A 14,681-nucleotide genomic window follows, 5' to 3' on the forward strand; every position below is an offset into this window, starting at 1 on the left:
GACTAAAACCATGCTGATTAAAACAGCGCCAATTGTCCGTTGCGTTGGTCTTTATATTTGGTTTGCGTTTGCGCCAGTACATACTGACGGAAGTTATCACGGGTTAAATGCGCCAAATGCTCGTTTTTACCCGTCGTAGCAATAAAGTACTTGGCACGATTGACCGCCGCGCCCATTTTCTTCAAGTGATAAAGCGTCAACTGATTAAACTTACGCGCTTTGACTATCTTTTTAGCGGTTTTGGTACCGATACCGGGAATACGCACAATCATCTCGTAAGTGGCGGTTTGAATATTAACGGGAAAGTGCTCAAGGTGGCGGATTGCCCAAGCAAGCTTTGGGTCACAGTCCAAATCTAAAAATGGCGAGTCAGGCTCAACGATTTCGTGCGCACCAAAACCATAAAAACGCATCAGCCAGTCCGCTTGATACAGACGGTTTTCACGTATCATCGGTACAGGCGTCCCAATCGCTGGCAGACGACTATCGGACAACATCGGCACGTAACCTGAGTAATAAACACGTTTTAAATCATATTGCTGATAAAAATGGCTCGATAGCTGTATGACTTGCAAATCGGTCTCATTGCTGGCGCCAACAATCATCTGACTGGTCTGACCCGCTGGCACAAATTTAGGCGTTTTTTTATGGGTTTTACGGCTCTCTTTGATGGTGATAATTTCAGTTTTAACCGTTTCCATTGGCGCTTTTAATTCATCATGCGACTTCTCTGGAGCGAGCAAAGCCAGTCCTGATTTGGTTGGAATCTCAATATTGACGCTAAGGCGATCGGCATACAATCCCGCTTCTAGTAGCAATTCTTTTGACGCGCCCGGAATAGTCTTAAGGTGAATATAGCCATTAAAGCGCTCGCGGGTACGCAGTATCTTGGCGACCTCGACCAAGCGCTCCATCGTATAATCGCCACTTTTAAAGATACCTGAGCTGAGAAAAAGCCCTTCGATATAATTACGCCGATAAAATTGCATGGTCAAATCAACAACTTCCTCGACACTAAAAGCGGCGCGCGGCGTGTCATTGCTTTTACGCGAGGTACAATATGCGCAATCGTATATACAGTGATTGGTTAGCAAGATTTTAAGCAGGCTCACGCAGCGACCATCTTCGGTGTAGCTGTGGCAAATACCCGTTGCGGAGGCATCACCAAGACCACCGCCTTGGTTTTTGCGCGTACCAGCGGAGGATGAGCAAGAGACATCATACTTAGCAGCGTCCGCTAAGATATTGAGCTTGCCTTGTAGTCTTTCGTAATTGATGGTGGCCATAAGATTACCAATTCATTTATTGGCTATTATTTTAGCAAATTGGCTTGTAAGTCACTGTAATTATAAGAGAATTTGGCAGACAATGCGACAGATAGTGTCGTACTGTGAACATGTAAGATGGTAAACATTGGCTTCGCATTTATTCAGAAGCTAAGCTTTATAGCTTCATCCATAAGCCAATTTTCTAGTAGCCATTCTAACCTTGAGTCTATAAACTCATCAAAATAATATTTTAAAGAAAGTCTTATGCTTAAGAAATTTAAAGAAAAATCAGCATCTCAAAAGTTTGACGCTATTTTAAATGTACTATTTATAACTTTTTTTATTGCATGGAATTTTTTAGACTGGCAAGGTAGAGATTTCCCACAAGAATCAGAGCTTCATTACAGTGAAGGTATTATAGCTAATACGGAATTTAGTATAGCGTTACAGTCTCTCAATGATCCGAATCAGCTAACCTTATATGGCTGTAGTTATAATGTATTTAATTTGTCATATCTGGATCCTGTATGGGTGGTAAATATCTTGAACCCAGACTTGGAAAGAATGCAAGAATTGGTTGGTATTATCAGCCTAGTTTTTTGGGAAACTCAATAAAACTGCCGCAACTAGTAACCTTAGAAGTGGAAGGAGGAGAGAAAAATCTTCAAATAACCTATGAAGATACCAAAAAATTAATTTTTAATTCAAATATGATTAGAGGGGCAATTTCATTATTCGGAGGTTTAAGTTTTATTTTTTTTATGACAAAACTTAATAGTTTGATCAATAGACCAATTCTATATAAAGAAAAATGATATTTTCTAAAAGCTCAGCTATTTATGCAACTGCATCAAGCAGTTATATACTAAAATTAAGGCAGCGTCTTACCATATTCATAAGCAAGCTGCCGGCAAAAAAAGGCCTTGTCGACTAAAGTATTAGCTGGCAAGACCTTTTATTAATTTTAGAATTTATAAATAATAATACTCTAAAATCTAATTCTTATTGAACCTTAGCGCGGATGACCACAGTTTGAGCAGCGTTTGGACTTAGATCAACCAAGTTCCATTTAAGACCAGAATAGTTTTCTTTAACCACGACTGTATTGCCCACTTGCTGAATAGTTTGATAGCTATCGCCGCCCGTAGTGGCAAGCGTTGGTAATGGACTGTTTAGTGACACTAATTGGACACCATTTGGCAGAGAAACCATGGCATTGATATCAGTAACAGGCTGCGCGGTAGTGTTGGTATAAGTGGTGTGATATTCGATGACGTCGCCAGGCGCGATATGATTGGCGGGTACGGCCACTTCACGACCATCTTTATTTTTTAATATTTTCATGACTTTGGTTTGAGCATTAACCACACCAGGCGTGCTAAAAGTTGGGGTCAATTGCAGAGTATCTAAAGAGGTAGAAACGATTTGCGTCGTTGCCGGTTGGTTAGTGACGACGGTGGTCGTTGGTGCATTGATGACGGGCAACTGGGTCACCGGCGTCACAGGTAAGACTTCGGTCACGCTGGTCGTTGGAACCGCTATGACGTCAACTCTGCTAGTTTGATTAGTGACTTGGTTGGTCACAGGTACGCTCGTGACCGTGGCATTGCCTTGATTAACGACAGTATTAGCGCCTGAGCGAACTACATAACGGGGCACATTGCTCACTTGTGTACTGTAAAACGGCATGCCATCTTGCATGGTAATGCCATTTGGCGTTGCAGTAATAACCGCTGTTTTGCCGTCTGAGTAACTTTCGACCACTGTGGTGCTGTTGCTCACAGATGGTACGATCGTGACTTCAGGTGCGGCATGGGCAGCAGTTAGCGACAGAAAACTACCCGCTAAGACCATTGATATGGCTGTAGGAATAGTGTTTTTTTTAATGAAGGCATGTTTAAGCGCTTTTTTATTCGTAGCCTGAAATGCTGGCGTATTGATTGGCGTGGTCATAATAGATTCCTTTAAAGTAGCAGTAAATAAAGCCGCTAATGAAGTAGCAAAAAAATAAAATTTAAAAAAACAAGGTTGAGAAAAACAACGCTTATATAAGAAAAAACCCTCGTCAAATGAGCATGTAAACCATGTCAAATAACGAGGGCAAAGGTACTTATGATAGCCAACACTTGCTATCATTCCATCATTATTTTAGTCAAATGCTTAGCACTTAATGTGTGAACAATTATGCGCTAAAAAGAATTGAGTAAAAAAGCTGCATTGTGTAACTAATATTTTACTAATAATGACGTTGTGTACTATTTTTTGCATCTATAAGTTGCACTAAAAATATATAGTTGAATACAAATAAATTAGATACGTCGCTATCAAATCGTTCAATGAAAAGTTGTATCGTTTTTATATCTAATTAACTATACCTATCTAACCCCAGTTCGGGATAAGCCACATTGTAACTCATTGATACTATTTACAATGTGGCTACCTGTCCCTGCTGAGGCATGTTTTTGATGGTGGGTTTATAGGGAAACCAGCAATAAGCAATCAAACCTGACAGCAAGTTTGTGATAAACCCCGTGACACTACGATGGCGTGAGTGTTCGATTTGGCACAAGTTTTTAAGCTCTCCAAACACCGTTTCAACCAAAGAGCGATGATTGAGTAGTGCCTCATCTATAGGCTCAAGCAATTGGAGTTTCATATTACGCCGAAGTTTGGTGATCAACATGGTATCACTGTGTTTTGTGAGCCACTCGTTTAGTGCTTTACTGATATAGCCTCTATCCCCAAACACCTTGCCAAACACAGACGTTGCCATATCCTTAACAGGCACTCTGTCATCGATATTACCCGCAGTGACTTTAACAGATAAAAGCTCGCCCTTATGATTGATAATGGCGTGCAGCTTAAAGCCATAGAACCAGCCCATGCTGCTTTTGCCTCGGGTTGCCATTCTTTCAAAGACTTTATGACGGTAGATACGCTTGTTATGACAAACTGCTATCTTGGTTGAATCAATATAGCTGATACCCGTACAGTCACCCATTATGCTTTGCAAGTAGCTGCACAGTGGCATGATACTGCGCGGCACTAGCTCTATAAATCGCGAGTAGCTCGGCAGATTTGGAAACTCCCGCTTCATCATGCCAAGCATGTGATGGTAGTAAAAAGACTTAAACTGTCGATACCGCAGTTGATGAAACAGTACCAAGATGGTCATAATCTCTGCTACACTTATCTGGCATGCTCTTAACCTTTGGTGTCCCGTTGCGATTAAGTGAGCCTCAAACTCAGGTTTGAATTGCTGATAAAAGTCGTCAATATGGCAGTATAGTTCGGTTAGGTTGTCCATGTAAGAAGTCCTTTTTGCTTAAGTGGTCTTGGTAAACTTACTTTAGCAACTTTGGACTTCTTTTTTTATCTTTTTTTTGAGCCCTTATCCCGAACTGGGGTTATCTACAAAAAAAGCTTTTGTTATCGAAAGCTTTTTCTTAAAGGTGATCTATTTATCTACAAAATAAGCAAGATTAATCGTAAATCACTTTCATGATTTCATACTCGACTATGCCTTTGGGCGTTTCGATACGGACTTCGTCGCCTTCAGACTTGCCAATCAAACCACGCGCAATCGGCGAGTTGACTGAGATTTTGCCAGCTTTAAAGTCAGCTTCGTCATCACCAACGATTTTGTATTGTTTTTCTTCTTCGGTATCCATATTTTCAATGACCACACTCACGCCAAATACCACTCGGCCATCATTTGGTAGCGTAGTAGGGTCGATGACCTGTGCAGCGCCAAGCTTGGCTTCGATATCACGTATACGCGCTTCGCAAAAACCTTGTTGTTCGCGAGCGGCATGGTATTCAGCGTTTTCTTTTAAGTCGCCGTGTTCGCGCGCCTCAGCGATGGCCGCTGTAATACGTGGACGGTCGACACTTTTTAACTGTTTTAGTTCGGCTTCTAGCGCCGCATGTCCTTGTGGAGTCATGGGATAACGTTGCATGTTTTTTCCTTAAACCAATAACACCACACCATCTCCTAGTGAATAGTGAGATGGTGTCAGTGTTGTTGCAATGAGTATGTAATATAAAAAGAATGAGGTTGAGGCTGCGTCGTAAGTAACTGCACACTTAGCGATTAACTATCAGTACGGATACACTTACCGAAAAGACGCCTTAACCTTACGTAATAAAAAGCATAGTCGCAGTTCAGCCACTATGCTTTTTAGGTTTATCTTTTAAAAACTTTATTTTTCTAAAGTACAATTTTTTTAAGTACTATAGTCGTATAAAAACCAGACATAATTTTTGCCAACGCTTTTAAATAAACGTCACTATGATGCTTAATCTACTGAAATTATACCACCAAGTCAATAGTACTAAGCGATAGTCTTTGCTTGTTCATGCAAATCTTGTAGCTTATACACATCAAACGGTAGGTCAATCGCATAAGATTTACAAACTGCATCTGCCGCGCCTAATGTCGTGACGTAGAATACTTTACCTTGTAGGGCACTGCGGCGGATAGAGAATGAATCCTCTTGCGCTTGTTTGCCTTCAGTAGTATTGATAATAAGGTCAATTTTGCCATTTTTCAAGGCATCGACGATATGTGGGCGACCTTCGGTGACTTTGTTAATTTGCTTACATTCAATACCGTTTTCCGCCAGTACTTTTTGCGTGCCAGTGGTGGCAACAATGTTAAAGCCAAAATCTAGAAGCTGGCGAGCGATAGGAGTAACTTGTTCTTTATCGCTATCACGCACCGAGATAAAGACAGTTTTGGTTTCGCCCTCAGTTGGTAGACCTGGCAGGCGCTCATTACTACCGATAACCGCTTTGTAGAATGCTTCGCCAAAGGTTTTACCCACACCCATCACTTCACCAGTTGATTTCATCTCGGGGCTCAAGATTGGGTCAACACCCGGAAATTTAGCAAATGGGAATACCGCTTCTTTGACCGCATAAAATGCTGGGACGATTTCAGTGGTAAAACCTTGATCTTTCAATGACGTACCAGCCATACAGCGCGCCGCGACTTGTGCTAATGACGTACCGATACATTTAGATACGAAAGGTACGGTACGGGCGGCACGTGGGTTCACCTCTAGAATGTAAACCGTTTCGCCTTTTACCGCGAACTGGACGTTCATCAAACCGACGACGCCAAGCTCTTTTGACATCGCCACGGTTTGCGCGCGCATTTTATCGCAAAGCTCATCTGATAATGAGTAAGGCGGCAATGAGCAAGCCGAGTCACCAGAGTGCACGCCAGCTTGTTCGATATGCTGCATGATACCGCCAATCACCACGTCAGTGCCGTCGCAGACACAGTCAACATCGACTTCGATGGCATCATCTAAGAAGCGGTCAAGGAGTACAGGCGCTTCGTTTGACGCTTGAACCGCGGTGCGCAAGTAATGTCTTAACTCGTCTTCGTTATAGACGATTTCCATCGCGCGACCACCAAGTACATATGATGGGCGGACTACTAGCGGATAGCCAACGTCTTTGGCTTTAACCAAACCATCTTCTAAGCTTGTCGCTAACGCATTGGTTGGTTGCACAAGGTTCAATTGCTGAATCATATGCTGAAAGCGTTCGCGGTCTTCAGCACGGTCGATCGCATCAGGACTGGTACCGATGATTTTGACGCCAGCGGCTTCAAGGGCACGCGCCAGTTTCAATGGCGTTTGACCGCCAAATTGCACAATCACGCCGTCTGGATTTTCGATACGGACGATTTCAAGTACATCTTCTAAGGTGATTGGCTCAAAATACAGACGGTCTGAGGTGTCATAATCGGTTGAAACCGTTTCAGGGTTACAGTTAACCATGATGGTCTCGTAGCCGTCTTCGCGCATGGCAAGGGCTGCGTGAACACAGCAATAGTCAAACTCGATACCTTGACCGATACGGTTAGGACCACCACCGATAACCATGATTTTCTTGTTATCCGTTGGATTGGCTTCACATTCGCTGTCGTACGTTGAGTACATATAAGCGGTGCTGGTGGCAAACTCTGCCGCACAGGTATCGACGCGTTTATAGACAGGATAAACGTTTAAATCCCAACGCTTTTTGCGTAGCTGCTTTTGTGAGACGCCAAGCAGTTTTGCCAAACGTAAATCCGATAAGCCTTTACGCTTAAAGCTACGCAGGTTTTGCTCAGTTAAACCGCCAAAGCCTAGGGCTTTAACTTGTACTTCGGTTTTGACAATGTCTTCAATTTGTACCAAAAACCATGGATCGATTTTGGTTAAATTAAACACTTCATCGACACTCATGCCGATACGGAAAGCATCGGCAATATAATAAATGCGTTCAGGCGTTGGAATGGTTAAGCGATTGTTAATCTCGCTACGGGCTTTCTCAATACTAACTTTCGCTAAGTCAATTTGCTCATCAAAACCATCATTGCCGGTTTCCATGCCGCGCAGCGCTTTTTGCATCGATTCTTGGAAGTTACGACCGATTGCCATCACTTCACCAACCGATTTCATCTGGGTTGATAACACACTGTCGGCTTGTGGGAATTTCTCAAAGTTAAAGCGAGGTATTTTGGTCACAACATAATCGAGCGCCGGCTCAAAGCTCGCTGGCGTTTTGCCGCCTGTGATGTCATTTTGCAATTCATCTAAGGTATAACCAATCGCCAATTTGGCAGCGATTTTAGCAATCGGGAAGCCGGTTGCTTTTGATGCCAATGCCGATGAGCGTGAGACACGCGGGTTCATCTCGATGACGACCATACGACCCGTGTCAGGGTTGATACCGAACTGGACGTTTGAGCCGCCTGTTTCCACACCGATTTCACGCAGTACGGCTAATGAAGCATTACGCATGATTTGGTATTCTTTGTCGGTTAAAGTTTGTGCTGGGGCGACTGTGATTGAGTCGCCGGTATGAACGCCCATTGGGTCAAAGTTCTCAATCGCACAAATGATGATGCAGTTGTCGTTTTTATCACGAACCACTTCCATCTCATATTCTTTCCAACCGATGAGAGACTCATCGATAAGTAGTTGATGGTTTGGTGATAAGTCAAAACCGCGCTCACAAATCTCGATAAATTCGTCGCGATTGTACGCAATACCGCCGCCTGAACCGCCCATGGTGAATGACGGACGAATGATGCACGGATAGCCCATTTTTTCTTGGGTTGCAAAGGCTTCTTCCATGGTTTCAGCGGTTTCAGCGCGCGGGCACTCAAGGCCGATACGCTTCATGGCTTTATCAAATAAGTTGCGGTCTTCTGCCATCTCGATTGAGTCTTTGGTCGCGCCAATCAATTCACAGTTGTATTTGGTCAAGACGCCATGTTTGTCTAGGTCTAAAGCACAGTTTAGCGCTGTCTGTCCGCCCATCGTTGGCAGGATAGCATCCGGACGCTCTTTAGCAATGATTTGCTCAACCGTCTGCCAGGTAATCGGCTCGATATAAGTCGCATCAGCCATGACAGGGTCGGTCATGATGGTTGCAGGGTTTGAGTTGACCAAGATGACGCGGTAGCCTTCTTCTTTTAGCGCTTTACACGCCTGCGCGCCTGAGTAGTCAAACTCACATGCTTGACCGATGACGATGGGGCCTGCGCCAATGATAAGAATGCTTTTTATGTCGGTACGTTTTGGCATAGTTAGGGCTACCTTCGTTTGGGTGATATTTTGAGTAATCTGTATTTTAACGATATGTTCGATAATACTTATCGTGTCTGCTAGGGTGCAGCTTGAACCACCATCTGTGCTTCAAGCTTTATACTTATATTTATTCTCTGTTTGCGGTTAACTATTGATAAGTTACGCTTTCGCCGCTGCCATCATATCCGCAAACCTATCAAACAGTGGCGCAGCATCATGTGGGCCAGGGCTGGCTTCTGGGTGACCTTGGAAGCTAAAGACCGGCTTATTGGTCAGCTCAATCCCTTGGTTGGTACCATCAAATAATGAGCGATGGGTAGATTTAACGTTATCAGGCAAGGTGTCTTCATCAACGGCAAAACCATGGTTTTGACTGGTAATCATCACCGTACCAGTGGCTAAGTCTTGTACTGGATGATTGGCACCATGATGGCCGGTTTTCATCTTAATGGTGTTGGCACCGCTGGCAAGACCAATGAGCTGATGACCTAAGCAGATACCAAAGGTTGGAATGTCGGTTTCTTCAATGATATGACGGACCGCATCGATAGCGTAATCACAAGCCGCAGGATCGCCAGGACCATTTGATAAGAAGATACCGTCTGGATTCATTGCTAACACATCTGCAATAGGCGTTTGGGCGGGTACGACCGTCACATGACAACCGCGGTCTACGAGCATACGCAGGATATTGGTTTTGCTACCAAAATCGTAGGCGACAACGTTGTATTTTGAGTCAACATGGGTGCCAAGCTGTTTAAAAAAGCCGCCCGTACCGCTATCATGGCTGCCCGGTATATCGCGGTTGAGTAGTGTATCTGATAAATCCCAGCTGCCTGCTGTCCATTCAAACGTCTTCGGCGTACAGCATTCTTTTGCCAAGTCCATGCCTTCGATACCAGCGAATTCTTGCGCCAATTTAATCGCTTGCTGCTCATCTTCGCTGCTAATCGTTGCGCCGTTAGAAGCGGTCATGATACAACCGTTTTGTGCACCTTTATCACGTAATAAGCGCGTCAACTGGCGGGTATCGATATCAGCAATGGCGACCGTATCATGGTTCTGTAAATAATCCGTCAATGACTCTGAGTTACGGAAGTTTGAAGTGACCATCGTCGCGTCACGAATGATAAGCCCTTCAGCCCATACTTGATGGCCATTACCAGATTCGACATCTTCAGCGTTGGTGCCAGTATTGCCGATGTGCGGATAGGTAAGCGTGACCAGCTGGCGCGCGTAACTTGGGTCAGTTAGAATTTCTTGGTACCCTGTCATGGCTGTATTAAATACCACCTCACCGACACGATGACCAAGACTACCGATACTCAAACCGCGAAAAATAGTACCGTCTGCTAGTGCCAAAATTGCTTGTATTTCTGCCGATGAATTCAAGGGTTGCCTCCGCTGTTATGGGTGAGTGCCGTGATGTTTTATGATAAAAATTTTGTTCTAAAATGGCTTTTTAGAGGTATTTAAATACTGCTAAATACACATAAAAAAGGGCTGAAGCCAAATTTTTTCCACAAAAAAGCGAGAAGACATCATAGATGAAAAGGTACAGGATTCACTAAGGGTGAATGAGTAACTTGCATCATGTCCGCTCGCTTTGGCACAGATTTTGCGCATTATACTAGAGTTTTGCGTTAAGGGCTAGCATCTTATCTCTTCTGTTATTTCTAATGTCTGTATTTAGTGCTTTCAAATGGGATAAATAAGTGCTATTAAAAATTATAATGCACCGACACCCCATAATAGTCGGGTGCTAAATTGGTAGCGATATGCAGTTGGTCGTCGTAATAGCTTTTGGTAAAATACATACTACTGGCAATTCCTAATGCTGCCCCTGCCACCACGTCGGCCACATCATGCTCATCGGCTTCAACACGACTATAAGCCACGAAACCTGCGCCAATATACGCCGGAATACTGTATTCTAAGCCATAGCGTTTATGGATAAAGCTGGCACCCTGAAACGCCATCGAGGTATGACCAGAAGGGAAGGAATCCTCATCACGGCCATTGGGTCGCTCTTTGTCTATCACCGACTTTAGGACTTGCGTCGTAGCAACGTTGGTCGCAAATGAATAGTAAAATTGCTGACGACCCTCTTTATCATCCATATAATAAGTGCTACCGTAAGCAGCAGCTGGAATGGCAAAGGCCAGTACATCGCCTACCTTACTAGTAGTGCTACTGTCAGCGTGGGCAGGGATGGCAGCCATCAAGCTGGTCGATAATAAAACGATAGGGGCGTATTTTTTGCTGATCATCACTGCGATCCTAAAAAAGGTTGGTGAGCGTTGATTGTCTCTATAAAATTCTATAGTTATTTTATAGGGATAAATGGCATACGGCTTTATTCTAAATTCTAATTGCTCTATTGATTGGCGGCAGCATTATACTATAAAGTTTTTATCTTTCTTTACAACTATCATGCTTTAAGTCACATTTATTTGTGGCACGCTTTTTACCATATATAAACTTGTATAAAAATAACCACTAAGGATGGATGATGATTTATCAATATTTAGACAAAACGCCAGAGTTTGCCGTACCATTTAATGGTTGGGTTGCTGATACCGCACGGGTGATAGGCGATGTGTATTTGGGTCATCAAGCCAACGTCTGGTTTGGCGCGGTGATTCGCGGTGACAACGAGCGCATTCATATCGGTGATTATAGTAATGTGCAAGAAAACAGCGTCATTCATACCGATGCAGGGATTGAGGTTAAAATCGGCGATTACGTCACCATTGGCCATTTAGCGATGCTGCATGGCTGCGAAGTTGGTGATAATAGCTTGATTGGTATTGGCGCGGTGGTATTGAATAATGCCAAAATCGGTAAAAACTGTATCATTGGTGCCAAAGCTTTGGTTACTGAAGGTAAAGAGATACCGGATAATTCGCTGGTGATGGGCGCGCCGGCAAAAGTGGTCAAAACCTTAAGCGATGAGCAAGCGGCAATGTTAAAGCTATCAGCTATGCATTATGCGGAGCGCTGTCAGAAATTTAAAACCGGCCTAACAGAAATAGCGATACCTGATTGAGGCATCAGAAAGCGGAATTTTATGCCATTAGCATCATGATAAGCCAAATAACGGCAAAAATGATAATACCGATAATCAGTCCGCGGAAGATATCATGGCGTATAGAATGGTCATTAAGGTAATAATTATTACTCGTATCATCGATATTTAAAGCATTGACGCTTTCAGCGCCGGCGCTTTTACCGACGATAAAACCCGTTAACGCCCCCAAAACTAGCATAAACGGCGTGAATAGCCAGAATATCTCGCCATTGCCCATACCGGCGATGGAGCGAATAACAACGATGGCAAGGTCGATAAGTAAGCCGCCAAAACCATATAACAGAGCGTTTAACAGCGCATAAAGTAGACGCTCTAAAGGCGATTGATAGCTTTTGCCTAACTGCCGTCGCCTGATTTCTCTGATGGAGCGGGCAGGACGTCGCGGTCGGTTGGACAAAGCAGTTTTATCATCAGGCGCTTTCATACAGTTCTCTATTGTTATTATCAAGCAGATTAAAGATAAGGTAATGAGATATTAAAGTAAATAAGTTAGCATAATTATGTTTAGTAAACAGTAGACTTATAGCGCATGATGCAACACGTTTTATATCCAATAATTTTCTAACATATTTTATAGTCAAAAAATCATTCCTTTAATTAATAAAAACAAGGCTCCATTATGCAGGCAACACAAGCGGGACAAGCTCCAAAAGAGTTGGCACTTTTTGATTTAGACCATACGTTACTCGATGTCGATAGCGATTACCTATGGGGCGAGTATATCGTCAAGCATAATCTGGTTGACGAAGCTGAATATCGCACCGCCAATCAAAAGTTTTATCAAGATTATATCGAAGGTACGCTCGATGCGACCGAATACAATGAATTTGTCGCGCAATTTTTAAGTAGCTTACCGATGGACAGACTGCATGAGCTACGCGAAGATTATATTAAGACGGAAATCGAGCCGCATATTCGCCCAAAAGCCATGGAGGCGCTCTGTCATCACGTCGAGCAGGGTCACGACGTGGTGATTATTTCTGCCACCAATGATTTTGTAGTGTCGGCGATTGCTAAGCGTTTTGGTATTGAAGAGAGTAATGTACTATCGACGCCACTTGAGATACAAAACGAGCGTTATACCGGTAAATTAACCGATAAGCCCAATTTTAAAGAAGGTAAAATCTACCATCTAGACAAGTGGCTTAATAAAAAGCAATTAGCGGGTATCACTTTTGATAAAACTTATGCCTATTCAGATTCCAAAAATGACATCCCATTACTCGAATGGGCGGATGTGGCTATCTGCGTGTCACCCGATGATGCGCTACATGCGCACGCGCTTGCCCATCGCTGGGCAGTAGAAGATTGGACGATTTAGCTGGTCTATAGCTATTTAATATAAAGGCAGTATTAATTAGCCAACTATTTAGCATCAATCTCATTTAAAATAGCGCCATATCAGTAAAATATTTATTTAAAAAGACAGGAAACTTTATGGAAATCAATCCGTATCAAGAACGTATCAAAGATTTATCTGAGCGTGGACAGGATTTGCGGAGGTATCTTTGACTTCGACGGCAAGCAAGAACGCTTAGAGGAAGTCAATTTAGAATTGGAAAACCCCGAACTATGGAATGATCCAGAGCGCGCGACCAAGATTAATAAAGAAAAAAGTCAGCTTGATGGCGTCATCGACGTTGTGGTTTCGCTTGAAATGACTTTAGCAGATGCCGCTGCCATGCTTGATTTAGCAGTAGAAGCAGAAGACGAATCCTTACTTGCTGATGTGCAAGCAGAGCTCGACAATGCGGAGAAACGCGTTGCGGATTTAGAGTTCCGCCGGATGTTTAGCGGTGAGATGGATCCGAACAATTGCTACTTGGATATCCAGTCGGGTAGTGGTGGCACCGAAGCGCAAGATTGGGCGGAAATGCTGCTGCGGATGTACACGCGCTGGGCCGAATCTCATGGCTTTAAAGTCGAAGTTATCGAAGTATCGTCAGGTAGTGTCGCTGGCATTAAGTCAGCGACGATTGAGATTAAAGGCGATTATGCCTTTGGTTGGTTACGTACCGAAATTGGCGTGCATCGCTTAGTGCGTAAGTCACCATTTGATAGTAATAATGGTCGTCATACTTCCTTTGCCGCCGTTTTTGTATCGCCTGAAATCGATGACAACGTTGAAATTGATATCAATCCAGCCGATTTGCGTATCGATACTTACCGCTCATCAGGCGCGGGTGGTCAGCACGTGAACACCACCGATTCTGCGGTGCGTATTACTCACGAGCCAAGTGGCGTGGTGGTCACGTGTCAGAACGAGCGTAGCCAACATGGAAACAGAGCGACGGCGATGAAAATGCTCCGCGCCAAGTTGTATGAGCTTGAGATGCAAAAACGTATGGAGAGCCAGCAAGCGGTCGAGGATAATAAATCTGATGTCGGTTGGGGCAGTCAAATCCGCTCTTATGTACTCGATGACTCGCGTATCAAAGACTTGCGTACTGGTGTTGAAACCTTTAATACTGGCGCGGTACTCGATGGTGACCTCGAACAATTTATCGTAGCAAGCTTAAAAGCTGGGCTGTAAATTTAGTCCATAAATACTATCGACTGCTATACATAAAAGGAACAGCAATAGCATATTATAAAGGCGATTTAATAAAGATAAACGAGCGACTTTGAGAGTTTACGAACAACAGAGCCGAGTGTTCTTTATTAAATTGCTATGCTGTTATAGATAGCCTATTACTGCTATTTAATCACTAATCAGACTTTAAACGAAAC

General features: G+C 43.5%; 12 protein-coding genes. 4 read left to right on the plus strand and 8 right to left on the minus strand.

Annotation, left to right across the window (positions count from 1 at the left end):
- Window positions 1–17: 17 nt before the first annotated feature.
- Window positions 18–1,286 carry a putative DNA modification/repair radical SAM protein gene (locus RAH45_RS04550; RefSeq protein WP_306495600.1) on the minus strand — a complete coding sequence of 423 codons (1,269 nt, stop codon included), beginning with the start codon at window positions 1,284–1,286 and terminating at the stop codon, window positions 18–20.
- Between the two features lie 246 nt (window positions 1,287–1,532).
- On the opposite strand from RAH45_RS04550, the gene RAH45_RS04555 reads away from it, so the two are divergent.
- Window positions 1,533–1,883, plus strand: coding sequence for a hypothetical protein (locus RAH45_RS04555; protein ID WP_306495601.1), 351 nt, complete (start codon window positions 1,533–1,535; stop codon window positions 1,881–1,883).
- A 387-nt stretch (window positions 1,884–2,270) separates the two neighbouring features.
- Here the strand turns inward: RAH45_RS04555 and RAH45_RS04560 are convergent, their stop codons facing one another.
- The 6 genes from RAH45_RS04560 to RAH45_RS04585 all read right to left on the minus strand — a co-directional run bounded on the left by RAH45_RS04560 (window position 2,271) and on the right by RAH45_RS04585 (window position 11,130).
- The gene (locus RAH45_RS04560; protein WP_306495602.1) at window positions 2,271–3,221 is read right to left on the minus strand and encodes a hypothetical protein; all 951 of its coding nucleotides are present in this window, start codon (window positions 3,219–3,221) and stop codon (window positions 2,271–2,273) included.
- A gap of 472 nt (window positions 3,222–3,693) precedes the next feature.
- The gene (locus RAH45_RS04565; protein ID WP_306495603.1) at window positions 3,694–4,575 is read right to left on the minus strand and encodes an IS982 family transposase; all 882 of its coding nucleotides are present in this window, start codon (window positions 4,573–4,575) and stop codon (window positions 3,694–3,696) included.
- A 175-nt stretch (window positions 4,576–4,750) separates the two neighbouring features.
- Window positions 4,751–5,227: a transcription elongation factor GreA gene (greA, locus tag RAH45_RS04570; protein WP_144297093.1), complete on the minus strand. Its 477-nt coding sequence runs from the start codon at window positions 5,225–5,227 to the stop codon at window positions 4,751–4,753.
- A 375-nt stretch (window positions 5,228–5,602) separates the two neighbouring features.
- A complete protein-coding gene (carB, locus tag RAH45_RS04575) occupies window positions 5,603–8,857 on the minus strand; it encodes a carbamoyl-phosphate synthase large subunit (protein ID WP_306495604.1) in 3,255 nt (1,084 codons plus the stop codon).
- Window positions 8,858–9,019: 162 nt separating this feature from the next.
- The gene (carA, locus tag RAH45_RS04580) at window positions 9,020–10,252 is read right to left on the minus strand and encodes a glutamine-hydrolyzing carbamoyl-phosphate synthase small subunit (RefSeq protein WP_191691396.1); all 1,233 of its coding nucleotides are present in this window, start codon (window positions 10,250–10,252) and stop codon (window positions 9,020–9,022) included.
- Between the two features lie 329 nt (window positions 10,253–10,581).
- Window positions 10,582–11,130: a phosphatase PAP2 family protein gene (locus RAH45_RS04585; RefSeq protein ID WP_193030211.1), complete on the minus strand. Its 549-nt coding sequence runs from the start codon at window positions 11,128–11,130 to the stop codon at window positions 10,582–10,584.
- A gap of 242 nt (window positions 11,131–11,372) precedes the next feature.
- Between RAH45_RS04585 and RAH45_RS04590 the strand changes: the two genes are divergently transcribed.
- Window positions 11,373–11,909, plus strand: coding sequence for a gamma carbonic anhydrase family protein (locus RAH45_RS04590; protein WP_306495904.1), 537 nt, complete (start codon window positions 11,373–11,375; stop codon window positions 11,907–11,909).
- Between the two features lie 19 nt (window positions 11,910–11,928).
- Here RAH45_RS04590 and RAH45_RS04595 read toward each other — a convergent pair whose 3' ends face one another.
- Window positions 11,929–12,375 carry a hypothetical protein gene (locus tag RAH45_RS04595; protein WP_198328059.1) on the minus strand — a complete coding sequence of 149 codons (447 nt, stop codon included), beginning with the start codon at window positions 12,373–12,375 and terminating at the stop codon, window positions 11,929–11,931.
- Between the two features lie 195 nt (window positions 12,376–12,570).
- On the opposite strand from RAH45_RS04595, the gene RAH45_RS04600 reads away from it, so the two are divergent.
- On the plus strand, window positions 12,571–13,272 hold the full coding sequence (locus tag RAH45_RS04600; RefSeq protein WP_198328058.1) for an HAD family hydrolase: 702 nt from the start codon (window positions 12,571–12,573) through the stop codon (window positions 13,270–13,272).
- 116 nt (window positions 13,273–13,388) lie between these two features.
- Window positions 13,389–14,484 (plus strand): peptide chain release factor 2 gene (gene prfB / locus RAH45_RS04605; protein WP_306495605.1). Its coding sequence is split into 2 segments (ribosomal slippage): window positions 13,389–13,460 and window positions 13,462–14,484, totalling 1,095 coding nucleotides; the frame shifts between segments, so codons are not numbered across the junction.
- The last annotated feature ends 197 nt before the right edge of the window (window positions 14,485–14,681 follow it).

The organism is Psychrobacter sp. van23A (assembly GCF_030845275.1).
Classification (GTDB): domain Bacteria; phylum Pseudomonadota; class Gammaproteobacteria; order Pseudomonadales; family Moraxellaceae; genus Psychrobacter; species Psychrobacter faecalis.

Coding starts and splice junctions, on each gene's coding strand:
- RAH45_RS04550 (WP_306495600.1), bottom strand. CDS start 1,286: ATGGCCACCATCAATTACGAAAGACTACAAGGCAAGCTCAATATCTTA.
- RAH45_RS04555 (WP_306495601.1), top strand. CDS start 1,533: ATGCTTAAGAAATTTAAAGAAAAATCAGCATCTCAAAAGTTTGACGCT.
- RAH45_RS04560 (WP_306495602.1), bottom strand. CDS start 3,221: ATGACCACGCCAATCAATACGCCAGCATTTCAGGCTACGAATAAAAAA.
- RAH45_RS04565 (WP_306495603.1), bottom strand. CDS start 4,575: ATGGACAACCTAACCGAACTATACTGCCATATTGACGACTTTTATCAG.
- greA (WP_144297093.1), bottom strand. CDS start 5,227: ATGCAACGTTATCCCATGACTCCACAAGGACATGCGGCGCTAGAAGCC.
- carB (WP_306495604.1), bottom strand. CDS start 8,857: ATGCCAAAACGTACCGACATAAAAAGCATTCTTATCATTGGCGCAGGC.
- RAH45_RS04585 (WP_193030211.1), bottom strand. CDS start 11,130: ATGATCAGCAAAAAATACGCCCCTATCGTTTTATTATCGACCAGCTTG.
- RAH45_RS04590 (WP_306495904.1), top strand. CDS start 11,373: ATGATTTATCAATATTTAGACAAAACGCCAGAGTTTGCCGTACCATTT.
- RAH45_RS04595 (WP_198328059.1), bottom strand. CDS start 12,375: ATGAAAGCGCCTGATGATAAAACTGCTTTGTCCAACCGACCGCGACGT.
- RAH45_RS04600 (WP_198328058.1), top strand. CDS start 12,571: ATGCAGGCAACACAAGCGGGACAAGCTCCAAAAGAGTTGGCACTTTTT.